The 25,019-nt window shown below is 61.4% G+C and carries 22 protein-coding genes; 16 read left to right on the plus strand and 6 right to left on the minus strand.

Features of this window, described 5'->3' with window-relative positions; genetic code table 11:
- Positions 1 to 6 precede the first annotated feature (6 nt).
- Complete coding sequence (locus MST27_RS17160; protein WP_243607150.1) at positions 7 to 186, minus strand: hypothetical protein; 180 nt, start codon at positions 184 to 186, stop codon at positions 7 to 9.
- A gap of 290 nt (positions 187 to 476) precedes the next feature.
- Between MST27_RS17160 and MST27_RS17165 the strand changes: the two genes are divergently transcribed.
- The 14 genes from MST27_RS17165 (at position 477) to MST27_RS17230 (ending at position 18,282) form a co-directional block, all read left to right on the plus strand.
- Entirely contained in the window at positions 477 to 2,807 is a 2,331-nt protein-coding gene (locus MST27_RS17165; RefSeq protein ID WP_243607151.1) for a membrane-bound PQQ-dependent dehydrogenase, glucose/quinate/shikimate family, read from the plus strand.
- A gap of 79 nt (positions 2,808 to 2,886) precedes the next feature.
- The gene (locus MST27_RS17170; protein WP_243607152.1) at positions 2,887 to 3,723 is read left to right on the plus strand and encodes a CvfB family protein; all 837 of its coding nucleotides are present in this window, start codon (positions 2,887 to 2,889) and stop codon (positions 3,721 to 3,723) included.
- Positions 3,724 to 3,972: 249 nt separating this feature from the next.
- Positions 3,973 to 4,509 carry a transcription/translation regulatory transformer protein RfaH gene (gene rfaH / locus MST27_RS17175; protein ID WP_243607153.1) on the plus strand — a complete coding sequence of 179 codons (537 nt, stop codon included), beginning with the start codon at positions 3,973 to 3,975 and terminating at the stop codon, positions 4,507 to 4,509.
- Positions 4,510 to 4,823: 314 nt separating this feature from the next.
- The gene (locus MST27_RS17180; protein ID WP_243607154.1) at positions 4,824 to 5,981 is read left to right on the plus strand and encodes an outer membrane beta-barrel protein; all 1,158 of its coding nucleotides are present in this window, start codon (positions 4,824 to 4,826) and stop codon (positions 5,979 to 5,981) included.
- A 40-nt stretch (positions 5,982 to 6,021) separates the two neighbouring features.
- Positions 6,022 to 6,555 carry a polysaccharide biosynthesis/export family protein gene (locus MST27_RS17185; RefSeq protein WP_243607155.1) on the plus strand — a complete coding sequence of 178 codons (534 nt, stop codon included), beginning with the start codon at positions 6,022 to 6,024 and terminating at the stop codon, positions 6,553 to 6,555.
- Positions 6,555 to 8,753 (plus strand): GumC family protein, encoded by a 2,199-nt coding sequence (locus MST27_RS17190; protein WP_243607156.1) that lies wholly within the window; start codon positions 6,555 to 6,557, stop codon positions 8,751 to 8,753. Before MST27_RS17185 ends, MST27_RS17190 begins: the two co-directional genes overlap by 1 nt.
- Before the next feature lie 148 nt (positions 8,754 to 8,901).
- Positions 8,902 to 10,248 carry a UDP-glucose dehydrogenase family protein gene (locus MST27_RS17195; RefSeq protein ID WP_243607157.1) on the plus strand — a complete coding sequence of 449 codons (1,347 nt, stop codon included), beginning with the start codon at positions 8,902 to 8,904 and terminating at the stop codon, positions 10,246 to 10,248.
- A 17-nt stretch (positions 10,249 to 10,265) separates the two neighbouring features.
- Positions 10,266 to 11,651 (plus strand): lipopolysaccharide biosynthesis protein, encoded by a 1,386-nt coding sequence (locus tag MST27_RS17200; RefSeq protein WP_243607158.1) that lies wholly within the window; start codon positions 10,266 to 10,268, stop codon positions 11,649 to 11,651.
- 22 nt (positions 11,652 to 11,673) lie between these two features.
- The gene (locus MST27_RS17205) at positions 11,674 to 12,834 is read left to right on the plus strand and encodes a glycosyltransferase (RefSeq protein WP_243607159.1); all 1,161 of its coding nucleotides are present in this window, start codon (positions 11,674 to 11,676) and stop codon (positions 12,832 to 12,834) included.
- Between the two features lie 49 nt (positions 12,835 to 12,883).
- The gene (gmd, locus tag MST27_RS17210) at positions 12,884 to 14,008 is read left to right on the plus strand and encodes a GDP-mannose 4,6-dehydratase (protein WP_243607160.1); all 1,125 of its coding nucleotides are present in this window, start codon (positions 12,884 to 12,886) and stop codon (positions 14,006 to 14,008) included.
- 1 nt (position 14,009) lies between these two features.
- Complete coding sequence (gene fcl / locus MST27_RS17215) at positions 14,010 to 14,978, plus strand: GDP-L-fucose synthase (RefSeq protein ID WP_243607161.1); 969 nt, start codon at positions 14,010 to 14,012, stop codon at positions 14,976 to 14,978.
- A 251-nt stretch (positions 14,979 to 15,229) separates the two neighbouring features.
- Positions 15,230 to 16,513: a hypothetical protein gene (locus MST27_RS17220; RefSeq protein ID WP_243607162.1), complete on the plus strand. Its 1,284-nt coding sequence runs from the start codon at positions 15,230 to 15,232 to the stop codon at positions 16,511 to 16,513.
- A complete protein-coding gene (locus MST27_RS17225) occupies positions 16,476 to 17,240 on the plus strand; it encodes a glycosyltransferase (protein ID WP_243607163.1) in 765 nt (254 codons plus the stop codon). The genes MST27_RS17220 and MST27_RS17225 overlap by 38 nt, the downstream gene beginning before the upstream one ends.
- Before the next feature lie 61 nt (positions 17,241 to 17,301).
- Entirely contained in the window at positions 17,302 to 18,282 is a 981-nt protein-coding gene (locus MST27_RS17230; RefSeq protein WP_243607164.1) for a phosphoribosyltransferase family protein, read from the plus strand.
- A gap of 35 nt (positions 18,283 to 18,317) precedes the next feature.
- Here MST27_RS17230 and MST27_RS17235 read toward each other — a convergent pair whose 3' ends face one another.
- The gene (locus MST27_RS17235; protein ID WP_243607165.1) at positions 18,318 to 19,373 is read right to left on the minus strand and encodes a glycoside hydrolase family 5 protein; all 1,056 of its coding nucleotides are present in this window, start codon (positions 19,371 to 19,373) and stop codon (positions 18,318 to 18,320) included.
- Positions 19,374 to 19,548: 175 nt separating this feature from the next.
- On the opposite strand from MST27_RS17235, the gene MST27_RS17240 reads away from it, so the two are divergent.
- Entirely contained in the window at positions 19,549 to 20,343 is a 795-nt protein-coding gene (locus MST27_RS17240; protein WP_243607166.1) for a WecB/TagA/CpsF family glycosyltransferase, read from the plus strand.
- 58 nt (positions 20,344 to 20,401) lie between these two features.
- On the opposite strand, the gene MST27_RS17245 is transcribed toward MST27_RS17240, so the two are convergent.
- The 4 genes from MST27_RS17245 to MST27_RS22525 all read right to left on the minus strand — a co-directional run bounded on the left by MST27_RS17245 (position 20,402) and on the right by MST27_RS22525 (position 23,339).
- Complete coding sequence (locus MST27_RS17245) at positions 20,402 to 21,718, minus strand: lipopolysaccharide biosynthesis protein (protein ID WP_243607167.1); 1,317 nt, start codon at positions 21,716 to 21,718, stop codon at positions 20,402 to 20,404.
- A 185-nt stretch (positions 21,719 to 21,903) separates the two neighbouring features.
- Complete coding sequence (locus MST27_RS17250; protein WP_243607168.1) at positions 21,904 to 22,467, minus strand: DUF488 domain-containing protein; 564 nt, start codon at positions 22,465 to 22,467, stop codon at positions 21,904 to 21,906.
- Entirely contained in the window at positions 22,464 to 22,679 is a 216-nt protein-coding gene (locus tag MST27_RS17255; protein WP_243607169.1) for a hypervirulence associated TUDOR domain-containing protein, read from the minus strand. The genes MST27_RS17250 and MST27_RS17255 overlap by 4 nt, the downstream gene beginning before the upstream one ends.
- Before the next feature lie 282 nt (positions 22,680 to 22,961).
- On the minus strand, positions 22,962 to 23,339 hold the full coding sequence (locus tag MST27_RS22525) for a hypothetical protein (RefSeq protein ID WP_243607170.1): 378 nt from the start codon (positions 23,337 to 23,339) through the stop codon (positions 22,962 to 22,964).
- A 22-nt stretch (positions 23,340 to 23,361) separates the two neighbouring features.
- Between MST27_RS22525 and MST27_RS17265 the strand changes: the two genes are divergently transcribed.
- Entirely contained in the window at positions 23,362 to 24,984 is a 1,623-nt protein-coding gene (locus tag MST27_RS17265; protein ID WP_243607171.1) for a glycoside hydrolase family 5 protein, read from the plus strand.
- Positions 24,985 to 25,019: the final 35 nt, after the last annotated feature.

A 25,019-nucleotide genomic window follows, 5' to 3' on the forward strand; every position in this document is an offset into this window, starting at 1 on the left:
CGGGGATTACTTGCGGCTGATGGTGATCTGGCGGGACGGCCCCTGGGTCTGGCCGCTGACGCCGGTCGGGATCTTCTGGACTTCACCGCCAGCCTTCAGGAAGGCTGCCATCTGCGCGGCGAGCGATTCGCTGGTTTCGCTGGCGGGTTCGGGTTTGCGCTTGGCGGAAGTGGTCTTGGTGGCCATCGTCGGTGGTTTCCTGTGGTCGGTCGAACCGGCCATTATACAGATTTGGTCAATTATTGTTCGATTCTTGTGCCGTCGCGTTCGCGTGTAGCTTGCGCTCGGTCGCACCGCTCCAGGCCAACCCCACCGCGTCCTGTTGCCAGCACGCCAATCTTTTTCGCCGGTGGGGAGCATTCCGGGCGACAGCCGGTCAACAGAAGACATGGTCGTCCGGCGGCCGCAACCTGACCTGTCCGGCAGGTGCCATTGGCCGTCGGCGTAGCCCAAAAACAAAAAAGAAGGGAGGAGTCGTGGCGGTCGTCATCAGCGCTGTCCTGTGCATCGTTCTTGGTCTCGCGCTCGCCGTGGGTGGCTGGAAGGTCATTGCCCTCGGCGGGACCTGGTATTTCGCCATCCTGGCGGTGGGTTTCCTGTTGACCGGCGGGCTGCTGCTGGCTCGGCGCCGAGCGGCGCTCTGGGTCTATTCGCTGGTCATGCTTGGCGCGCTGGGTTGGGCACTCTACGAAGTGGGTTTCGACTGGTGGCAGCTCGCGCCACGCGGCAGCATCATCGCGCCGTTCGGGCTCTGGTTGCTGATGCCTTGGGTGGCTCAGCGCCTGGGCTGGCAGCACTTCGGGGCTCGCGCCTGGGGCGGTAGCGCGATTCCGCTGATGTTCGCCGTTGCCCTCTGGGGTGCCGCCGCGGTGCAGGCGATCGTGACCGACAGCCACGACTTCAAGGGCATGCTTCCACCACCCCTGGCGCAGGCGCCGGGGGCCGAGGACAGCGTGCCCGATGGCGAATGGCACGCTTACGGTCGCACCCAGCACGGCACGCGCTATTCGCCGCTAGATCAGCTGAACCCCGGCAATGTCGCCCGGCTCGAGAAGGTGTGGCAGTTCAATACGGGCGACCAGCGCCGCCCGGGCGACCCGGAGGAGACCACCTACGAAGTCACGCCGCTGAAGATCGACGAGACCCTTTACCTTTGCACCCCGCATAACCTGGTCGTTGCGCTCGATGCCGAAACCGGCCAGGAGCGCTGGCGCTTCGATCCGCAGGTCCCGCAGTCGATCAATCGCCAGCATCAGACCTGTCGCGGCTTGTCCTACCATCTGGACGAGGCTGCGCCCGACGCTCAGGCCTGCCGGCAACGCCTGTTCATGCCCACCGCCGACGCCCGCCTGATCGCGCTGGACGCTGACACCGGCGAGGTGTGCGAGGGTTTTGGCGATGAGGGGGCAGTCAACCTCTGGGCGAACATGCCCCACCAAAAGGAGGGCTTCTACTACTCCACCTCGCCGCCGGTCGTGGCGCGTGGCCGGGTGATCATCGGCGGTGCGGTCAACGACAACGTGTCGGTCAACGCCCCGTCCGGGGTGATCCGTGCTTACGATGCCGTCTCGGGCGAGCTTTTGTGGAACTGGGATCCAGGCAATCCAGACCAGACCGAGCCGATTGCCGAAGACGAGACCTACAGCGAAAGCACGCCGAACAACTGGAGCATCTCCAGTGCCGATGAGGCCCTGGGGCTGGTGTACGTGCCGCTGGGCAACCAGGTGCCGGACCAGTGGGGCGGCAATCGCAGCGAGAACACCGAGCGTTTTTCGTCATCGATCGTGGCATTGGATATCGACACCGGCCAGCTGCGCTGGGTGTTCCAGACCGTGCATCACGACCTTTGGGACATGGACGTGCCGGCCCAGCCAAGCCTGGTCGATATCGACACGGAAGGTGGCCTTGTCCCGGCGTTGGTGGCGCCAACCAAGCAGGGCGATATCTATGTGCTCGACCGGCGCACTGGCGAACCGGTGCTGCCGGTTCGCGAGGTGCCTGCACCGCAAGGCGCGGCCGAGGGCGACGAGGCCGCCCCGACCCAACCGGTTTCCGCGCTCACCTACGAGCCACCGGAGCTTGAAGACAAGGACCTGTGGGGGGCCACCTTAATCGACCAGATGATGTGCCACATCGCATTCAACGGGCTGCGTTACGAAGGCCGCTACACACCGCCCTCGACCCAGGGCACGCTGGTGCATCCGGGCAACTTCGGGGTGTTCAACTGGGGCGGCGTGGCGGTGGATCCGGTGCGGCAGATGGTCTTCAGTACGCCTGCATACTTGCCGTTCACCTCCACGCTCATCCCGCGGGAAAACGATGAGGCCACCTACGTATCCGACAGCGAGCCCCATCTCAACGAGAATTTCGGGGCGCCGTTCGCCGTGGAGCTGCAGCCGTTCGTGTCGCCGATCGGTCTGCCGTGCATTGCGCCGCCGTGGGGCTATGTCGCCGGCGCCGACCTGCGCACCGGTCGCACGCACTGGATGCGCAAGAACGGCACCGTGCGTGACCGTGCACCGGTTCCCTTGCCATTCAAGATGGGCGTGCCGAGCCTTGGCGGACCGATGCTGACGGCCGGCGGCGTGGCCTTTCTCAGCGGCACGCTGGACTACTACCTGCGGGCCTACGACGTCACCACCGGCAAGGAACTCGCCAAGTGGCGCCTGCCGGCTGGCGGCCAGGCCACGCCCATGACCTACCTCAGCCGCACGGGGCGGCAGATGGTTGTGGTCGTCGCCGGTGGCCATGGCTCGCTCGGAACCAAGGCTGGCGACGCGATCATCGCCTACGCCTTGCCTCGATGAGGCGCCGGGGCCATCGGCCCGGCGCCGATCAGTGGTTGGCCTGCTAGAATCGCCGGCTTCGATCAGAGGACCTTTTTTCATGGCAGCCATCGGGCGCTACAACAGCTTGCAAATCGTCAAGCACACCGGCTTTGGGCTCTACCTCGATGGCGGCCCGGACGGCGAGATCCTGCTGCCCAATCGCTACGTGCCGAAGGATGTGCCGACCGAGATCGACGACTGGCTCAACGTGTTCGTCTACCTCGACAGCGACGACCGGGTGATCGCGACCACCGAACGGCCCAAGGCGCAGGTCGGCGAGTTCGCCAGCCTCAAGGTCAAGCAGATCAACCGTGTCGGGCTGTTTCTGGACTGGGGGTTGCCGAAAGACCTGCTGATGCCGCATTCGGAGGAAAAGCGCCAACTGCGCGAAGGCGACTATTGCGTGGTGCACGTCTACCTCGACAAGCACACCCGGCGCATCACCGCCACGGCCCGCCTGGATCGCTACCTCGACAAGACACCGGCACGCTACAGCGCCGGCGAAGCGGTGGACCTGCTAGTCGTCGAGGCGACCGAGCTGGGCCACAAAGCCATCATTAACGGGCGGCACTGGGGCCTGATCCACAAGAACGAGGCCTTCAAGTTTCTGCGCAGCGGCATGCACGAGCGCGGCTACATCCGTGAGGTTCGGCCCGACGGCAAGATCAGCCTGAGCCTGCAGCCGGTCGGCACCGAAGCCAGCGATGCGCTGCAGGCGCTCATTCTGCAGAAGCTCGAGGAACAGGACGGGACCTTACCGTTCAGCGACAAATCCCCGGCCGATGAGATCGCCCGCCATTTCGGCGTCAGCAAGGGCAACTTCAAGAAGGCCATCGGCGGGCTGTACAAGCAGGGCCGCATCCTGATCCACCCGGATCGCATCGAGCGCTGCTAAGCCCGTCGGCGCACCGCCTCCGCTCTGCGGTGCCGCCTCAGCCAGACGACAACATTTGTTACACCTGCCGGGTCCCCGTCTGTCGCGGGCCCGGCGGTCGTCGGTGCCTGCCTTTCGGCACGTGCGCGTTTCCCCTGCGGAACTCTCGGTTTTGATCCGTGTCCAGAAAGGGCGCCCGACCCTGCCCGGGGCGCGTTCGAAACGGGTCGCGCATCCTGCGCCGGTTGTTTGGAGGCTATGCGGAACGCTGTGGATAGACATACCGAACGACCGGACGGGTCCTGGTACCTGTTGCAATGCAAGCCGCGCCAGGATTCGCGTGCGTTGGAGCACCTGCGGCGCCAAGGGTTCGACTGCTTCGCGCCGACCTTCAGGGCGCAGAGCCTTCGTGCCGGCCGGCTGCGGGAGGTCGAACAATCCCTGTTCCCGGGCTATCTGTTCATCCGCATGGGCGAGGTGGACAACTGGCTGCCGCTGCGCTCGACGCGTGGTGTCAACCGCGTGGTGGCCTTTTGCGGTCAGCCGTGCCGGGTGCAGGAACGCATCGTCGAGCAACTGAAAGCGCGCTGCGCGGCGGCCGAGCAACCTCCGCTGCTGAGTCCTGGCGATCAGGTGCAGGTCCGGGTCGGTGCGTATGCCGATCTCGATGCCATCTTTCTTTCCATGGATGGGGAGGAGCGCGTCATGTTGCTGTTGAACATTCTCAACCGTGAACAACAGGTACAGGTCAGTCTCGCAAACGTGCAGCCGGTTCTTCGGAAGCAGGCTGCTGCCTCGCTCTTCTAATAAAAACGATTCGACGCTCGCTGTTTCGCCTGCCGTCCTTCCCGGGCCATGCGGGAGCGCGTATGTCGTTTGCGCAGAAGGGGAGCATTACGCCACAGGGGCATAATCCTGGGGCGGTAGCGTGCCTGAAACGGGCACAGCAGAGCGTTACCATCGGAGCGATTAATCCCAATGCCCAAGCGTGCTGCAAAGAATCTGCAACTGTCAGGGATATTTGCGGTCTGTTGCGTGTCTATGCCACCTCACATCGGCCAGCCGTCGTGGCCAGGGTCGCAGGCATGAACAACAATTTATCTCCGAGAAGGGATTCCATAATGAGGAACATCACGCTTCCAGGTGTATCGCTACTTTGCCTAGCCGCTGGTAACAGCTGGGCGGCCAGCGAGCCCCAGGACATTCGCATTGGTGGTTTCGAATTCACGCCTACGCTGGTCGTGCGCGAGAGCTACGACGACAACTACCGCGGCCTTTCCGACAACGAACAGGCGTCCTGGGTGACGGGCATCAACCCGACCTTCCTGCTCGGGACCGGCAACCGGAACAGCGAATACGAGCTGGAATATTCCTTTAACAGCGACATCTTTCATTCCGATTCGGACGCCAGCAACACCGACCACCACCTGCGCTTGAGAAGCGCCCTGGAGTTCACCTCCCGCCATCGACTCAGCTGGGGGCTCTCCTACCACCGTGTGGAAGAAACGGCGGATACCGAGATCGACACCGAGAACGACAAGTACAGCCGCAAGATTGCCCAGGCGGCCTACCGGTTCGGCGCCCGCACCGCGCGTAACCAGCTGGAATTCGGTGCGCACTACGATCAGTGGCGATACCACAACAGTGGCGATATCAACGCCACCGAAGACCGCGACAGTCTGATGCTCAACTCCATCTGGTTCCATCGCCTGGGCGGTACGACGCGTTCGTTGCTCGAAGTCCGCCATACCGACCATGACTACAAGCTCTCCCGCGCCCAGCGCGACAGCACCAACGTCGCGCTGCTCGGGGGCATGACCTGGGAGGCCACCTCCAAGACGTCCGGTAGCGTCAAGCTGGGTGCCGAGCGCAAGAATTTCGACAGCAGTGAGCGCGAGGACTTCACCAGTCCCATGTGGGAAGTGGGCCTCACCTACAACCCGCGCACCTACTCCACGTTCCGGCTGAACACCCGCCGCGCCTTCGACGAGGGGGATAACGGAGCCAGCACCATCAACGACTGGACCACCGAAGCGATCTGGAACCACGAGTGGACCTCGCGTATCGCCAGCGAGCTGGAATACCGCTATCAGGATCGCGAGTACAAGGGAATCGGCCGGGACGATGACCGCAATCGCTACCGCGCCGGCTTGATCTGGTCGCCGGACCGCTGGATCGACGTGACCCTTGCTTACATAAGGACCGAGAACGACTCGAATTTCGACAGCGAAACCTACGACCGCAACATCTATCTGCTGAGTTTCGACCTGAGTCTCTGAATCAGGCTGGACGTCAATCAGGATCATGGAGAAGCCGAACATGTCCAACCGCAACATATTCAAATACCTGTCGTTCCTGCTCTTGCTGGCATTCACCGCTGGCGCGAGCGCGGCCCAGTACCAGCTGGGCTCCGGCGACATCATTCGCGTCAGCGTTCACGGCGAGCCGGATTTGTCGTTCGAAGAGATTCGTCTGACCGACGCCGGTACCTTCACCTTTCCCTTCATCGGCGAGGTCGACGCCAACGGCAAGACACCCGGCCAGATACGTGACCTGCTGGTACAGAAGCTCAAGGACGGTTATCTCATCGACCCGCGGGTTTCGGTCTCGGTCGTCAACTACCGCGAGTTCTACATTTCCGGTGAGGTGAAGAGCCCCGGCGGTTACCCCTATCAGCCCGGCCTGACGCTTGACCGTGCCATCGCCCTGGCTGGCGGCCTGACCGAGCGCGCCTCTACCCGCCGCATGACCATCGTTCGCGCATCCGAAGGTGGGCGTACGGCTGAGAAAGCAACCATGGATACCCCGGTTCGCCCTGGCGACACGATCAACATCGACGAAGGATTCTTCTGATGAACAGCCCAATCCGCCCGGACCGGCCGTGGCAGCGCCCAGCCGGGGCCGCCGCCGACAGCGATTTCATCGATCTGAAAAAGATCTGGCATGCGATCTGGTCGCGCAAGTGGGGCATCGTCCTGCTGGTGGCCGCTGTGACCGTGATTGCGGCGATCCTGGTCGCCCGCATGACGCCAATCTACAAGTCCATCGCCACCGTGCTGATCGAGCACGAGGGCACGCCGGTACTGTCGTTTCAGCCAACCCCCGATGCCCGTACCGAACTCAGCGAGTACCTGCAGACCCAGCTCAGCCTGATGCAGAGCCGGGGCGTCGCGGCGAAGGTCGTGCGTGACCTCAATCTCACCGAGCACCCCGAGTTCGATCTGCGCCAGCAGTCCAAGCCGCTCGTGGACATCGGCGCGATCGTCCGTAGCCTGACCGGCGAAGAAACGGAGCCCTACACCGAAGCGGAGATCATGGACTACGCCACGCGCGTACTCATGGATCGCACTGCCGTCTGGGTCGAAGGCAAGAGCCAGCTGGTCTACCTGTCGATCTCCATGGCCGATCGCCTGACCGCGGCCCAGGCCACCAATCAACTGGCGCAGGCGTACATCGAAGCCCAGCTCGAAGCCAAGGTCGACATGTCGATGACGGCCGCGAGCTGGATGAACGATCGCCTGGCGTCGCTGCGTGAGAATCTGCAGGCTTCCGAGGATCGCCTGCAGGAGTACCTGGATGCCGAAGGGCTGGTCGATCTGGAGGGTGTCAATACCATCAGCGCCAACGAGTTGTCCTTGACCGGTGACCGCATGATCGACGCCCGCCGTCAGCGCGCCGAGGCCGAGAGCCAGTATCGCCAGGTCGAATCCATGCGCAGCCAGGGCTGGGAGCGCCTGGCCAGTGTGCCGGCGGTGCTCGGTCATCCGCTGATCCAGCAGTTCAAGGCGGACCAGGCACACGCCCGGTCACGTGTAGAGGATTTGTCGCGTCGTTACGGCGATCGTCATCCGGCCATGGTATCGGCTCGCTCCGACCTGAACGCCGCCACCGCCAGCCTGCGCCAGCAGGTCGAGCAGGTCGTGGCGAGCATCGAGCGCAACTATCAGCTCGCCGTCGCCAACGAGAATTCTCTGAAGGCGTCCTTCAACGAGAACAAGGGTCGTATCCAGGACATCTCCCGCAAGGAATTCAAGGTGCGTGACCTTCAGCGTCAGGTCGAGAGTGACCGTGCGCTGTACGACACCTTCATGACCCGTCTGCAGGAAACCACGGCGACCTCCGATCTCAGCACCACCAACGCCCGCATCGTCGACGAAGCCATTCCGCCGGCCGAGCCGTCGGCACCAAACGGCACCCTGATCATGGCCGTGGCCATCTTCCTGGCGCTGGTGCTCGGCATTGCCCAGGCGATCATCCGCGAAATCCTGGACAACACCTTCAAGAGTTCCGAGGAAGTCGAGGCCAAGCTCAACCTGCCGGTGATGGGCATCGTGCCGCAGGTACCGCGCAAGCTGCGCAAGGAAGTGAGTCACCTGTTCGAGCGCAGCGGCGACAAGCGCTTCTGCGAGGCTGTGCGGACCATCCGCACCAACCTGCTGCTGAGCGAAACCGGCCAGCCACGTCAGGTGTTGGTGATCACCTCCACCGCGCCGGGCGAGGGCAAGAGCTCGGTATCGGCCAACCTGGCCTTCGCCATGGGGCAGCTGCACCGCGTGCTGCTGATCGATGCGGACCTGCGCCGTGCCACGCTGGACAAGTCCTTCGACTTCAAGCCCGGCACACCGGGCCTGGTCAACCTCATCGGCGGCAACGCCAAGCTCGAAGATTGCATCCAGACCGTCGGCAACGTCGACATGATCGCTGCCGGTGCCGTGCCGTCCAATCCGCTCGAGCTACTGTCCTCGCCGCGCTTCGCCAAGCTCATCGAGGCGCTCAAGGCGCGTTACGACCGCATCATCATCGATTCGCCGCCAAGCCAGGCGGTGAGCGACGCCGCCGTCCTGTCCAAGCTGGCCGATGCGGTGATCTACGTGGTCAAGTCCGACAGCACGCTCATCCCGCACGTGCAGAAGGGCGTCAGCCAGTTGCAGAACAGCAGCGCCCCGATCACGGGTGTGGTGCTGAACCACGTGGACGTCGAAAAGGCCCGCAAGAACGGCCAGTTCCGTGGCTACTACGACCACTACGGCTATAGCGAGCAGACGGTGTAACCCGGCTCGCCTTGTTTGCCGGGCCTTGCACCGCTCCCATGCGGTCTCGGCCCGGCCTGATTTCTGCCTCCAAGTATTTTCGCCAGCGGCCACCCCAGCGGGTCGAGCCGCGGCGCGCCCGTATCACGTCTGACTCGAGGAAGCTGCTATGAACATTACCGTCGTTGGAACCGGCTACGTGGGTCTGGTGACCGGGGCCTGTATCGCCGAAATGGGCAACACGGTCTACTGCGTCGACGTTGACAAGACCAAGATCGAGAACCTCAAGCAGGGCATCCTGCCGATCTACGAGCCGGGCCTCGAAGACATCGTGGTGGAGAACCACAGCTCCGGTCGCTTGCATTTCACCACCTCGCTGTCCGACGCGGTCGAGCAGTCCGAGGTTTTCTTCATCGCCGTCGGTACACCGCCCGGTGAGGATGGCTCGGCGGACCTGCGCTATGTACTGGAAGTGGCGCGGCAGATCGGCGACACCCTGACCTCACCCGCCATCGTGGTAAACAAATCCACCGTGCCCGTCGGCACGGCCGACCTGGTCCGCGAAGCTGTGGCGGAGCGGCTCGCGGCACGCGGCCTGGATATCGAGTTCTCGGTGGTTTCCAACCCTGAGTTCCTTAAAGAAGGCGCGGCGGTCGACGACTTCATGCACCCCGATCGCATCGTCATCGGCGCCGACAACGATCATGCCCGGCAAGTCATGAGCGCGCTGTATGCGCCCTTCATCCGCAACCGCCCGCGGACCATGTTCATGGGCGTGCGTGATGCCGAGATGACCAAGTACGCCGCGAACGCCATGCTGGCGACCAAGATCTCCTTCATGAACGAGATCGCCAGCCTTTGCGAACGCCTGGACGTGGACGTGGAGAACGTACGCCTGGGCATCGGTTCGGACGAACGCATCGGTTACCACTTCATCTACGCCGGCTGCGGCTATGGCGGCTCGTGCTTCCCGAAGGACGTCAAGGCGCTGATCAACATCGCGCACCAGAACGATTTCGAGCCCAAGCTGCTACAGGCCGTGGAAGCGCGCAACGACCAGCAGAAGCACTCGCTGTTCAACAAGCTGTCCACCCACTTCAACGGCGACCTGGCCGGCCGCACGTTCGCGGTCTGGGGGCTGGCCTTCAAGCCGGGCACCGACGATATGCGCGAGGCGCCCAGCGTGGTGCTGATCAACAGCTTGATCAATGCCGGTGCCAAGGTCCGGGCTTTCGATCCGGTCGCCCGTGAAACCGCGCGACGTGAGTTCCCGGAGAGCTGGCTCGCCGAGGGCAAGCTGCAGATCGTCGAGGGTCAGTACGAAGCGGCCATCGACGCTGACGCGCTGGTGCTGGTGACCGAGTGGAAGCCTTTCCGCCGACCGGACTTCCGTGCCCTCAAGCGCCTGCTCAACACGCCGCTGATCATCGATGGCCGTAATCAGTACGACCGCGACCAGGTTAAGCGTGAGGGCTTCAGCTATTACGGCGTCGGCCGCCAGCCGGTGCAGGCCTGAACGGAGCGCCGAATTCGGTGAGCAGCCTCGACCAGACCAGCGGCCGGCAAGGCGTGCCCCTGTCCCAGCGGTTGACCGCCTTGAGGCACGGCAGCTTGCGTAGCCGGCTGCTGCGCAACATCGTCACGGTGGTCAGCGGGACCGCGGGTGCGCAGGCGATCACCCTGGCGTTCATGCCGGTGATCACGCGCCTCTACGGGCCGGAAGCCTACGGCGTGCTGGGGACGTTTCTCAGCGTGACCATGATGCTGATCCCGGTCGCGGCGCTGACCTATCCGATCGCCATCGTTCTGCCCAAGCGCGATGACGACGCACGCGGCCTGGTGCGGCTGTCGCTGCTGGTCGCCACTTTGCTCACGCTGCTGGTGGCCGCGGTGCTGAGCCTGTTCGGCGAACGGATCGCGACGCGGCTGGAGATCGGCATCATTGAGCCGTACCTGATGCTGATCCCGTTGGTGATGTTCAGCGCGGCGGCGCTGGAGATCTGCCAGCAATGGCTGTTTCGCACCCAGCGGTTCCGCATCACCGCCAGCGTGGCGGTCGGTCATTCGATGCTGTTCAACACCCTGCGCACGATCGGCGGGCTGGTGCAGTCGTCGGCATTGGTGCTGGTTTGCACCACCGCGCTGCAACAGACCTTGCACGCGGCCATGCTCGGTCTGGCGCTGCGGCGCGCCGGGCGCCACTCGGACAGTCAGCCGCAGGAGACGGGCAACGAGCCGGCACGGCTGGGCGAGCTGGCGCGCCGGCATCGCGATTTTCCGCTTTACCGTGCGCCGGTCATGCTGATCAACGCCACGTCGCAGCACTTGCCGACACTGGTGCTCGCGGCCTACTTCGGCCCTGCCGCGGCCGGCTTCTTCGCCCTGTGCAAGCAGGCGTTGACGATGCCGACCAACATGATCGGCAAGTCGGTGGCCGACGTGTATTACCCCCGTATCAGCCGTGCCATCCATGATCGCGAGCCGGTGGCGGCCATGCTGCTCAAAGCCACCGCGGCGCTGGGCCTGGTCGGCCTGGTGCCGTTCTCGGTGGTGGTGATTTTCGGCCCCTGGCTGTTCTCGTTCGTGTTCGGCGAGCAGTGGCACGTGGCTGGTGAGTTCGCGCGTTGGATGGCCCTGGCCGAATACGTCGTGTTCATCTCGCGACCCTGTGTCGTTGCGGTGCCGGCGCTCTCGCTTCAGGGGCGCTTCCTCTTGTTCGAAGTCTTCAGCACCAGCCTGCGCCTCGTCGCGCTGTTCGGCGGCGCGGTGGTGGTCGGCGAAGCGCTGGCCACCGTTCAGGCCTTCGCCGCCGCGAGCATGGTGATTTACTCCTCGCTGGTGGTGATTGTCACGATTGCGGCGCGACGCTGGTATCGGCGCCTTGGAGAGTCGGCTTCCGCCGACTCGCAACCCGTTTAGTTCACGCGGTATGGATTTCTCAATGACAGCAAACCTGCCCACCATTGTCGTTATCGGCTACAACCGGCCGAAAAGCCTTTCCCGGCTGCTGGCCTCGCTGAGCAAGGCGCATTACCCCGCCGGTGACATCCGGCTGGTGATCAGCCTGGACAACTCGGGCACGCTCGAGCCGCTGCGTGTTGCCGAGGCCTACGAATGGCCGCATGGCGAGAAGCGCGTCATCCATCGGGAAAAGCGGATGGGGCTGCGCAACCACGTGCTGGCGTGCGGCGACCTCACCGAAGAATACGGGGATGTCCTGGTACTGGAGGACGACCTGTTCGTCTCGCCGCATTTCTACGAGTACACGTCCAGAGCGCTGACCTTCTACGCTGATGAGCCACGCGTGGCCGGCATCAGCCTGTACAGCCAGCAGTTCAACCAGACGGCCAATCTGCCATTCACCCCCATCGACGACGGCAACGCGCACGTGCATTTCATGCAGTTGGCTGCCTCCTGGGGGCAGGCCTGGTCGCGCGCGCACTGGCGAGGATTTCGCCAATGGCTCGAAGGCAACGGCACCGATATCAGCCGCATCGAGGGCATTCCCGGTGACATCCGCAGCTGGCCGGAGTCGTCCTGGCTGAAGCTCTACAACGCTTACATCATCAGCCGCGACCTGTATTTCGTGTACCCCTACCGCTCGCTGACGACCAATTTCGGCGATCCGGGTGAGCACTTCTATATCGCCTCGTCGCGCTTCCAGGTACCGATCCAGCAGCAGCGCATCGACTATCACTTCCCGCGATTCGACGATTCGCTGGCCGTGTACGACGCCTTCTGCGAACTCTCGCCGAACACCCTGAAACGGCTGAACCCGAAACTCGCCCAGCACGACTTCACGGTCAATCTGTTCGGCTGCAAGCCTTGTCGCAGCGGCCTGCAACTGACCCGCACGAGCAAGCCCGGGCTGTACGGCTTCAGCCTGTCGATGAAGCCGATGGAGTTGAGCGTGCTGCATGACGTGGAAGGCGAGGGGATTGCGCTGATCGATACCGCCGAGGTCGATCCTGCGACCTTGAATGCGCCGCGCACGCAGTACGACACCTACCGCTTCTTCTACAAATTTCCCTCGGTGCCGGTGATTTGTGTCGGCTTCATCGAACGCCTCCAGATGGCGATCCGCAGCGCTCGCTCGAGCTGACCGCTGGATCTGATTACCCCCTCTTGACGACTAGCAAAGGTAACTGCACATGGAACGAAAAAAAGCGCTGATCACCGGGATCACGGGGCAGGACGGTTCCTACCTCGCCGAGTTTCTGCTGGAAAAGGGCTACGAGGTGCACGGCATCAAGCGCCGCGCTTCGCTGTTCAACACCCAGCGGGTCGACCACATCTATCAGGATCGCCACGACCAGCAACAGGACTTCGTCCTGCACTATGGCGACCTGACCGACTCGTCGAACCTGACGCGCATCATCCAGGAAGTGCAGCCTGACGAGGTCTACAACCTGGGCGCGCAGTCGCATGTCGCGGTGAGCTTCGAGTCGCCCGAGTACACCGCCGACGTCGATGGCATGGGCACGCTGCGCATCCTCGAGGCCATTCGCCTGTTGGGGCTGGAGAAGAAGACCCGCTTCTACCAGGCCTCCACCTCCGAGCTGTATGGCCTGGTGCAGGAGATTCCGCAGAAGGAAACGACGCCGTTCTATCCGCGCTCGCCCTATGCGGTCGCCAAGCTGTACGCCTACTGGATCACCGTGAACTACCGTGAAGCCTATGGCATGTACGCCTGCAACGGGATTCTGTTCAACCACGAATCGCCACGCCGCGGTGAAACCTTCGTGACCCGCAAGATCACCCGCGGCTTGGCGAATATCGCCCAGGGGCTCGAAAAGTGCCTGTACATGGGCAATCTGGACGCGCTGCGTGACTGGGGCCATGCCAAGGATTACGTGCGCATGCAATGGATGATGCTGCAACAGGAGCAGGCCGAGGATTTCGTGATCGCCACCGGCGTGCAGTACTCGGTTCGCGAGTTCATCAAGTGGTCGGCTGCCGAGCTGGGCATTCAGCTGCGCTTCGAAGGCAGTGGGGTGGACGAGCGGGGCATCGTCGACAGCATCGAGGGCGACATGGCGCCGGCGCTCCGCCCGGGCGACGTGGTGGTCAGTATCGATCCGCGCTACTTCCGCCCCGCCGAGGTCGAGACGCTGCTGGGCGATCCCACGCGCGCCAAGGAAAAACTGGGCTGGACACCGGAAATCAGCGTGCAGGAAATGTGCGCCGAGATGGTTCGCGAGGACCTGAAGGTGGCCCGGCGACACGCCCTGCTCAAGGAGCACGGTTTCGAAATTCCAGTGACATTGGAGAACTGACATGAATCGTGACGCACGTATTTTCGTCGCGGGCCATCGCGGCATGGTGGGCTCGGCAATCGTCCGACGCCTCCAGGCCCAGGGCTACACCAACATCATCACGCGCGGTCGAGAAGAGCTCGACCTGGTCGACCAGGCCGCGGTGAACGCCTTCTTCGCCGAGACACCGATCGACCAGGTCTACATGGCCTCGGCCAAGGTCGGCGGCATCTATGCGAACAACACCTATCCAGCCGAATTCATCTACCAGAACCTGATGGTTGAGGCGAACATCATTCACGCGGCGCACTGCAACGACGTCCAGAAGCTGTTGTTTCTCGGTTCCTCGTGCATCTATCCGAAATTCGCCGAGCAGCCGATGAAGGAAGAGGCCCTGGTGACCGGCGTGCTCGAGCCGACCAATGAGCCTTACGCGGTGGCCAAGATCGCCGGCATCAAGCTGTGCGAGAGCTACAACCGCCAGTATGGCCGCGACTACCGTAGCGTGATGCCCACCAATCTCTACGGGCCGAACGACAACTTCCACCCGGAAAACAGTCACGTGGTCCCGGCGTTGCTCAAGCGCTTCCACGAAGCGACCCAGCGCGGCGACGACGAAGTGGTGATCTGGGGCAGCGGCAAGCCGCAGCGCGAATTCCTCCACGTGGACGACATGGCGGCGGCCTGCGTGCATGTCATGGAGCTGGATGACGCGACCTACCAAGCACACACCCAGCCGATGCTGTCCCATATCAACGTCGGCACCGGCGTCGATTGCAGCATTCGCGAGCTGGCCGAAACCATCGCGCGCGTCACCGAATACCAGGGCAAGCTGGTCTTCGACAGCAGCAAGCCCGACGGCACGCCACGCAAGCTGATGGATGTATCACGCCTCAAGGCGCTGGGCTGGCAATCCAGCATCAGCCTGGAAGACGGGCTGCGCGATGCGTATCGCTGGTTCGTCGAGAATCAGGACAAGGCAAGGCACTGACGCGGGGGCAAGGCGGCCGTCAGGCTGCCGTGCATCGCTGGGTATACGCCTGACTCGCCGTTTATAAAGCCACCGCAGGCCGGATCAAGGCACAGGAAAGAAAAGGACGCGACGTCGCGACGGACCTTTTCGGGCCAGCTGTTGTCCATCCTTGGCACGCGGACCCGGGTGCCGGAAAGCGGCGCTCGGGGCGTCAGGCCTCGTGGTCGGTTCGCTGTTCGCTACGTCAACTTGGATATTGGGGAAGCCGCTTGTTAAGGAAAGTGCTGGCGTACAAGAATCTGCTGTTCATCCTGCTCTTGCTGAATTCCGCCTGTTTCTTTCTGACGGATGACAAGCGAGCCGGCGTCCCCTACCTGCGTGAACTCTTCCTGCTGATGGTGATCAGCGCGACGGCTTGTCTGTTCGTCGTCTGGAAGTGGGTCTACCAGTCCCGGACCAGCCTGTGGATCGTCTGGATGGGCGTTTGCCTGCCGTTGCTGTCCGCCAGTCTGGCGTACCTGAATTTCGGCCAGCCCCTTGTCTACGGCTTGCTCGAAGAACGAAGATTCTTCGAATACCTGGTCTTCTTCCCCATGCTCTTCCTGCTGATCATGGCCAGGCCCACCGAGGAAGAGCTGGGCAAGTATTTCCTCTACGTGGCGCTGACCTGTGCCACGTTCGGCTTCTGTTACTACCTGGGCATCATCCCGCAGAACACCGTGGCCTCGTTCACCGTCGACGACTGGACCCAGTACGAGGACCTGCTGCGGCCCGACCGCTATCGCATAGGCTCGGCGTTCGTCACCATTTCCGCGTTCATGCTCATGTACAACCTGCGAGAGCGCGTGAACACGACGAAGGTGGTGATACTGCTGTACCTGGTCGCCTACCTCTGGCTCGTGATGCAGACTCGCCAGACCATGCTCGTCTGGGGGCTCGCCGGCCTGTGGATCTTCCGCAAGCGCATCGACTCGCTGATGAAGATGAGCATCCTCGGCCTGGTGATGCTGGGCATTTCCTACTTCCTGGTTCCCGAATTCTACGTCGCGCAGTACGAGCGCTTCCACGCCTTGCTGTTCGAAGCCACGTCCGGCCCGGGTGTGCGAGACCTGACCGTCGCGACCATCATCGATGCCATCCGCGAGAACAATTTCATCGGCATGGGTGCCTTGTCGCTGCAATGGCAGGGTGGCTTCTCGAGAATCTACAACTCGCACTTCTATCTTTCAGATGTTGGCATCTTCGGTGTCTATTACCGCTATGGTTTCATGGCGCTGGCCGTGTTGCTCATCTACTACGGCGGTTACCTCTGGATCATGCGGCAGGTGCCAAACAAGGGTGCATTGCTGTCTTCGATTCAGATCGCCTTCGTGTTCGGCATGATGAATTTCATGCTCTCCAACGGCCTGACTTTTGCGGGCGATCTGTATGGTATGGCGGCGGCGTTCTTCGTTTATTACGCCAAAATGCAATATGCGGATTCTTCTATTACGTTAAACCCGGGGCAAGTGGATTATGGTCAGTTTCAGTATCGTCACTATAAACTGGAATAACCTGGAGGGGCTCAAGGACACGTACAAGAGCGTAGCCGCACAGACGTATCGCAACTTTCGCTGGATCGTGATCGACGGTGCCTCGAAAGATGGAAGCGCCGAGTGGCTTCGTGAGCTGAATGAACCGCAGGCAGAAGTTACCATCGAGCCCGACAAGGGTATTTACGATGCGATGAACAAGGGCCGCCTGCGCGCCGTCGAAACGCCCGGTTATACGCTGTTCCTCAATAGCGGTGATTGCCTGGGTGGTCCGGATGTGCTGGAAAAGATCAATGAGCATCTGCGGAGCGCCGAGGTGCCGCCTAAGTTCATCTATGGCGATTTCTACCGCAAGAACGCAAACGGTACGCTGGTGCCGGTGTCGGCTCATCCAATTAAACGTGCGGCACTGGGCTTGCCCGCCAGTCATCAAACGATGTATTTCGAGAACGAGCGCCTGCGTGATTACCCGTTCAGGCTCGATTACAAGTTGTCAGCCGATTATTGCCTGTTGCTGGAGTTTCTCCAGGGCCTGGATCCGCAGCGCGATGTCATGCAGCTGTCTTTTCCGCTGTGCATATTCGATACGACGGGTGTTTCCCATAAACGCCGTTTTGAAGCCATTCGCGAGGATATGGAAATCCGCCGGCGGTTTCTCAACTATTCCGCATTGAACGCGTTCGCGCTTTATGTGCTGCACTATGTGCATACGCACACCAAGTTGGTACGCGCAGCGCTCGGGCGCTGATGGGCAAGTCGGTTTTCTGCCTGGTGGGATTCTTACAAGAACAGGACACAGGAGCGTGTTCGTGAATTACCGAAGCCTTAATCATCTTTCCCAGTTGACCAACGCTTATGCCGGACGAATTCCATGTGATGTCGATTTGGTCGTCGGCATTCCGCGGAGCGGGATGCTGGTGGCCAGCATCATTGCGTTGAAACAGAACCTGCCACTGACTGACCTCTACTCGTTTCTGCGCAACGACGATCTCAAACGGGGCACGACCCGCAGTTACAAACACGAGGGGCTTGTGAAACCGCAGGACGCACAGAAGATCCTGCTGGTCGACGACAGCATTTCCTCCGCCAAGTCGATGCATGCCGCGCTGGCGCAGGTCAAAGCCATCTTCGACAAGGAGGTGGTGACCATGGCGGTATTCGCCGAGCGCCACAACCGTCATCTGGTGGACGTGCATCTGGAGCTCGTCGAGCAGCCCCGGGTATTCGAATGGAACATCATGCATCACGAGTTCCTGAAGCAGGCTTGTCTGGATATCGATGGCGTGTTGTGTGTGGATCCCAGTCTTGACGAAAACGACGACGGCCAGCGATACAGAGATTTTCTGGCCAGCACCCGACCGTTATTCATTCCGTCTGTAAAGGTGGCGCATCTGGTAACCAGTCGCCTGGAAAAGTACCGCGCCGAGACGGAAGAGTGGCTCGGACGCAACGGCGTCGAATACGGGACCTTGCATATGCTCGATCTCGCCTCGGCCGAAGAGCGGCGCCGGCTCGGTATTCACGCCAGGTTCAAGGCAGAGGTCTATGCGAAGCATCCATTGACGCGCCTGTTCGTCGAAAGTGAAGAAAAACAGGCGATCGAAATCATGAAGCTCAGTGGCAAACCGGTCTATTGCCTGGAAACGAACGAGATGTACCTGCCGGGGCAGTTGCACAATTTCAAGTCAGGTGCGGTTCGTAAAGGTTATCGGTTGAAGTCCAGGCTGGGCAGCAAGGTGAAGGCGATGCTGGGCAAATGGCTGCCGCTGTCGTCGGTCACCAAGCCATAGAAGGAGGGAACCGGCCTTGGCCGATTCCCGAGGCGTTAATTTGCACCTGGGCCTATATCCGAACAATTGCCCTGGCCGACGTACTTGCTGAGCACATCCCACTGTGGTGGTTTAGTGCCGTCTTTCCTGGGTTCGATGGAGAGTTTGTAGTTGCCCCAGGCCGATCCCGCCGCCCAATAGGTCAGCGGGATGCAGTTTTCCTGCAGATGTGCGAGCAGGTTATCCATCGCTTCCAGCAGACGAGGTTCGTCGGCCGGGATGCCGAATTCACCGATATGGCCCTTTTTGCCATTCTTTTTCAGCCATTCGATGAAGGGCGTGACGCGCTTGACGCCCAACATGGTGTCGAAGTCGTCTTCGAGCGGCTCCCGGTATTGGCCATTGCCATGTTTATCCAGGTAAAGATGGGCAGAAAAGATCAAGTTGTCGGAGGGGTCTTTCAGTTGCAGCAGCGGATCGTTGAACTTGGGCCACTTGTAGGCGCTGGACCAGAAGTTGCCTTCGATCAGCAGCGGGCGATGTTTGTCGTGTTTGCGGATCGCGTCGATCCCGGCCTGTGCGGCGGCTGGCCAGTACTTATCCGCGCCGTGTGGTTCGTTCATGATGTCGTAGGCATACAAGCCGTCGTGACCGCTCCAGCGCTCGGCCACTCGCTCCAGGAAGTTGCCATAGGCGGATATGGGCACCGCAGGGGTTCCAATAAGTTGCTTGCGATAACGAGCGTAATTATGGATGTCCAGGATAACCCGCATGTCATGGTTGGCCGCTTGGTCAAGAAAGGCATCGATCAACTTGGCATAGGGTTCTTCCAGTTCGCCGTCCAGTTCGCTTTGCAATCGTTCCCAGAGAATGGGGAAACGAATGGTTTCAATGCCCTGGTTCTTCCACTTTTCAAGGTAGTTCTGGGAGGGGAAGAAATAATTTGTATTGTATTTTCCCGGCAAGTGTCCGCTCGAGAAGGCCGCTCCTCCGACATTCAGTCCGATAAGGTCGATATTTTTTGCTTCGCTTGCGGCACCTCCGAGGGCAAGCAAGAGTCCGAGGAGAGTCGCTGTTGATCGCTTCTTCATATTGCCGTGTAACCGTGTCATTTCACGTCCTTTTTAACCCGGTGGGGAAGGGGTGCCATTCATGCACTGCTTCGTTTGTCCCGACGCGGCACGCATTGTTCCGCAGTGCCCGGGCAAATCCCCGTAACGTTTTGGCGCTGGGTCGCTCGTTTGGCGGCCCAGCCATCGATATCGAAATGCAGACAGAGAACCCTTTATGAAAAAACCGCTTGCCAGAGGAATCGACCCTCTCATAGGGAAGCTGGAGCTGCTGGACGAGGCGGATATCGCTGCGTTCATGGCCGAGCTCAAGGAGCGCGAGGCGCCTACCATCCTTGGATTCCTCAACCAGCACGGTTACAACATCGCCCAGCGCAATTTCTCGGTTCTCAAGAGCTTCATGCAGGTCAACTATCTGCTGCGCGACGGAATCGGAATCAAGATGGCCTGCCAGTTCAACGGCGTGGATCCCAAGGCCAACCTCAACGGTTCGGACTTCATTCCCGATCTCATCGATGAGCTGGTGGGACGCTCGGAAGGGGAATATGAGCTGTTCGCCATGGGTACGCGTGAGCCATGGCTGAGTGAAGGCGCTCGCCGATTGTTCGGCGGAAGGGCATTTCACGCGATCGATGGCTTCAGGCATGCCGAGGACTACCTGAAGTTCTACCAGGCCCACCATGTCCCGGGGCGTTTCCCGATCATCGTCATGGCGATGGGGATGCCCAAGCAGGAGCAGGTCGCGCTCTATCTGCAACAGGCGATGGATTGCCGTGCGCTGCTGATCTGCGGCGGGGCGATCCTGGATTTCTCCGCGCAGCGTTTCCCCCGGGCGCCTCTGTTCTTCCGCAAGTTCGGGCTGGAATGGGCGTTTCGCATGCTCATCGAGCCGCGGCGCCTCTTCAAGCGCTACGCAGTGGGTATTCCGGTCTTCTTCTATTACCTGGTGCGCAATGCCCTGTCGGGCGACCGCCGCATGTCCAACTGGAATGCGCTCAAGCGCGAACCCTGATCGGCTTCGGCCAGCGTGCCCGTCGTCGCGGGCGCAACATCAGCCCGCGACCTGAACGCTACCGTGCGTCGCGGGGAATCACGCGCAGCGCCGTCACCAGGCTGAACAAGTAGTGGGCCGACAGCGTGACCGAGTAGATCAGGACGACCGAGGTGATCGGCAGCTCGATCAGGTGCGCGACGGTAAAGCAGGCGACCGTCAGGATCGAACGCTGCACGTTCAGCATCAACAACAGGCGCTGGCGCTCGAACAATGACAGCAGGTGCGTGGCCGGCGCGTGAATGAACTGGAACAGCAGATAAATCGCGAGCGTAGCGGCCAGTTCGCCGGCCAGCGCCCACTGTTCGCCGAAGGCAAGAGCAAACAGCGGTTCGCCGAATAGCAGAAGGACCAGGGTCGGCGCCAACGACAGGGCGAACAGCCGTTTGATGACTGAGCGGGTCACGGCACGGATATCCGCGGGGCGCTTGCGTCCGAGCGAGGCTATTTCCGCGTAGTAGGCTTTGCTCGTCGTATACCCCAGCAATTGCATGGGTAGGGCCAGCGTCATCAACGCCAGTCCGAGCTGCCCCGTGGTGCTGGCGTCATAGAGCGCTGCGGTCAGCAATAGCGGGGATTGGCTGGAGAACGTCTGAAGCAATTGCGAAGGGAGTCGGTAAAGCGGAAAGCTGCGGTAGTGGTGCAACAAGCAGCGCGCGCGGCGGAAGGTGACGTGACGCCAGTTGCGCTGCATGTCGGCGCGAAACGTGCGGATCAGTGTCGTCAAGCCTGCCCCAGCCCCCAACACCTGGCCCAGCAACAGGCCAATGGGCATCAGGCCCGCCAAGCCCAACGCGATCTTGGCGACCGCGCCGGCGATGCTCTGCTGCAGTTGGGTGCGTGCGATACAGGGATAGGCACGTCGGCGCACAGCCCAGATCAGCAGCACTTCGTAAAGACCCGCAAGGAACAGGGCGGTGATCAGCAGCCCTCTATAAGGCGTCAGCACCTCCATCGAGGCCAGGGCCAGCAGCGGCGGACCGGCCAGCCAGAGCACAAGGCCGATCAGGGCTGTCATTGACAGCAACAGGCCCATCGACACGGCCATCAGCGTAACGGCCGTTCCGTCCTTGCTCGGCAAGGGAACGGCGAGTTCGTAGCGAAGTGTGACCAGGGGCGTGAGAATCAGCAGCAATGCCGTAAAGACCGACAGGATGCCGAAGTGCTCCGGGCTGTAGATTCGAGTCAGCACCTGGATGGAGAGCAGGGCGACGATCTTGGCCAGACCGCTGCCGAGGGCCAGGGTGGCCATCCCCTTGAACACCCTGCCAGACGATCCACTCGTCAGGCGTTGCACGGCGCCATTCACTTTGCTGCCAAGGTCGATGCTGAACATGAGCGCTCCTCCCGTTGAGCCGGCACGCAATCCCCGTGGTTTCCCTGCAGTTGGATCCGTGCCGTCATCCCTGCCGACTAGCTGCACCGCCTGGTTGATCAATCAGCTGGATAGGAAAACCCTCGTTTAGCAAAGTTCCGCCTTCGGACGCCTCCCATACGCCGCTGCCTGCAGTCGATGTCACTTCATCGTCGCTGATCAGCGGTCCCGCCTTTCAACAACATTCCCTTATCCCCGTAGCTCAATACGTCACCGTGCAGCCTCGCTGGCGAGGTATATGGATGGCGCGTGAGGTGCTGCTCGTCCTGGATGTGCAGCACCTCGATCCCCTTGAGCTTGAGCACGTCCGAAATCATCGAGCGATGACAGCGCCACCAGAGCACTTCTGCACACATCATGGCTGTCGCCCGCGCTTCGGCCAGCGTCAGCAGGTCACCGAGCGCATGGGCGAATTCCTCGCTCTGCAGGTGTTCGGCATAGCCGCGGAAGGACGCGTTGCGCCAGGCGCTATCGGCCGAGGCCTCGGTGGCGCGGCGCCGGCCACCCAGGCCCTCGAACCACTGATAGCCGATTCCTTCGTGCGCCAGCGCCGTTTCCAGCTGAGCAGCAGCGAACTGGGGCAGTCTTCGTGACCCCGGAAAGCGGCGTACGTCGGCTATGGCCTCGATCCGGTAGTGCCGCAGCAGTGAGATGAACGTGCCCAGGCTGCGTGTCGAGTGACCAATCGTCCAGATGAGCGGTGGGTTCAACTCACTCGTCCCAGTGCGCTCTCCTTGTGCATAGCCACATGGTCCGTCTTGTCACTCTTGATCTCGTATTGAGGTTGGTCGGGGCTCGCATGCCGGGTTCGCCCCATGAATTCCGTGTCCTGCGTATGCACCTTGGTGATGTGGCCGGTGACGTGTCCGGCCTCGGAGTTCCAGCGGACGTGATCGCCCACCTTGAATTTCGGTTTCGCCATTACGCGGTCTCCCTTCAAGCGACTCGAGGTGCGGAAATGCCGCTTCCGCTTCCTTCACCCGACCGGAAATAGGTCGGTCAGGTTGTGACCGTTCGTCGGCTCGAATCATAGGGAGATAGGATTCGAGAACGCGTGCAATTCAAAAAAATGACGCCGCCCAGAAACTATCGAAACGGTTTCAAGGGGCTCGACGGCTATGATGTGTAATATCAAATTGCCATGGATTAATAGCGAATTAATAGCTGGTCAAATTCGTGACGTAGAGTTGGCGATCAAAACCCGTCAAAAAAATTTTGAGTTCTTTTTTAAACCTATTATAAAGGCGCCACGCAACGGATTGCCGGGTTCCCCACCAAGGCAATCCGGCGTCTTTTGCCAAGCGGTTCGTCCGGCTGCGCATAGTGAGATTTCGCCCAGTAAGCGCCTGAACGACTTAAACAAACCTCCCGCTACTTTTTTAAAGGCTCCGGCCTTTTGAAGTATTAAGTTCCGGAGAGACTCGATGTCTATCAAAGTATTTGGTGCCCCGCGGGCACTCGTTCGCTCCATCGCTCTTGCAACAATCTTCAGCGGTATCGTCGTAACTGGCGAAGTAGCCGCAGCCGAAACGGCCACAGCTTCTTCTTCGGCCGCTTTCACGTCCAGCATCAACAAGTTCACCAGCTCCGATTTCCTTAACGGCGTGTGGCGTCGCGTAGCTGCCGTCTCCGTACCGGCGACGTCCGCCTCCATCGCTGCGTTCAAGCCTGGCGTGCAGATCAAGTTCGCCGATGGCCAGGTACGCAAGATCAAGAGTGTTTACAAGGTCGGCTCCAACCTGAGCATTTATGTGGACGGCGCACTGCTCGATGGGGCTGCTGTGGGCGCCCCGCGCACCCTCAGCACCGTATCGGCCACCGCAGCGCCCTCGACACCGGTGACCAGTAAACCCGCTGTTACCGCTCCGGCCCCCTCGGCGCCGAGCACGAGCTACACCGCGTCGATGAACAGCTTCACCAATGCGGATTGGGAAAACGGTATCTATCGCAAGTCCGCTGGGTTCTCGATCCCTGACACCACGTCCAACAAGTCTGCCTTCGTCGTTGGTGCTTCGGTGAAGCTGGCCGATGGTCAGGTTCGCAAGGTGGCCGCGGTCTATGATGTCGGCGCGCATCTGTCGGTCATGCTCAGCGGCGCCGCCCTGTCGGCCGCCAGCGTCGGTTATCCGAAGACCATCAGCGTCGTGTCGAGCAGCACGGGCAGCACGCCGGTCGCTACCACGCCGGCCCCAGCGCCGACCCCGGCTCCGACACCCGCACCGGCTCCCGTCGTGACCAAACCTGTCGTCAGCGATGGCAGTGGCATCGACCTGGTCGGCGTGAACTTCGGCTCTGGCGTATTCGATCCGGCGAACGTGCCTGGTATCTACAACAAGGGCTACACCTACGCCGACGAGTCCTACTACAAGCGCCATGCAGGCCTTGGCTTCAAGCTGGTTCGCCTGGGCTTCCTCTGGGAGCGTATCCAGCCCAAGCTCGGCACTGAGCTGGACGCGGCTGAACTCGGTCGCATCAAGCAGTCGCTCGACTATGCGCAGAAGTACGGCATCAAGGTCATCCTTGATATGCACAACTACTACCGTTACTACGGCAAGGTCATCAACTCGCCGGAAGTGCCCCGCGCGCAGTTCGCCGAAACCTGGCGCAAGATTGCGGTTGCGCTGGCCAAGCACCCGGCCCTGTATGGCTACGGCCTGATGAACGAGCCGTACAACACTGGCAACGGCATGTGGCCGCAGACGGCTCAGGCCGCTGGTCAAGCGATCCGCAAGATCGACCCGACCACCTGGATCATGATTGCCGGCGACCGTTACTCCAGCGCGTTCCATTGGCAGAAGTACAACACTTCGCTGATCAACGATCCCTGGATGCGTGATCCGAAGAACAACCTTGTCTATGAAGCGCACCAGTACCTGGACTTCGACTACTCGGGCACTTACACCAAGCGCGCCGAAACCTTTGCCCCGATGCTGGGTGTAGAGCGGGTCAAGCCGTGGGTCGAGTGGTTGAAGAAGAACAAGCTGCGTGGCTACATCGGTGAGCACGGTATTCCGGACTTCTCCCCGTCCGCGGTGGTGGCGACCGATAACCTGCTGGCTTACCTCGCTGAAAACTGCATCCCGAGCACCTACTGGGCTGCCGGTCCGCGGTGGGGCGAGAACATCATGTCCTTGGACGTACTGAGCGGTAAGCACCGCCCCCAGCTGGCACCGCTGCAGAAGCATGCCGCTGCGAAGAAGACCTGCTCCACCATCGGTCCGCTGTAATAACAGGACCGAAACTAAAGAAACGGGCCACTGGC

It is taken from the genome of Stutzerimonas marianensis (assembly GCF_022810315.1).
Lineage (GTDB): Bacteria > Pseudomonadota > Gammaproteobacteria > Pseudomonadales > Pseudomonadaceae > Stutzerimonas > Stutzerimonas marianensis.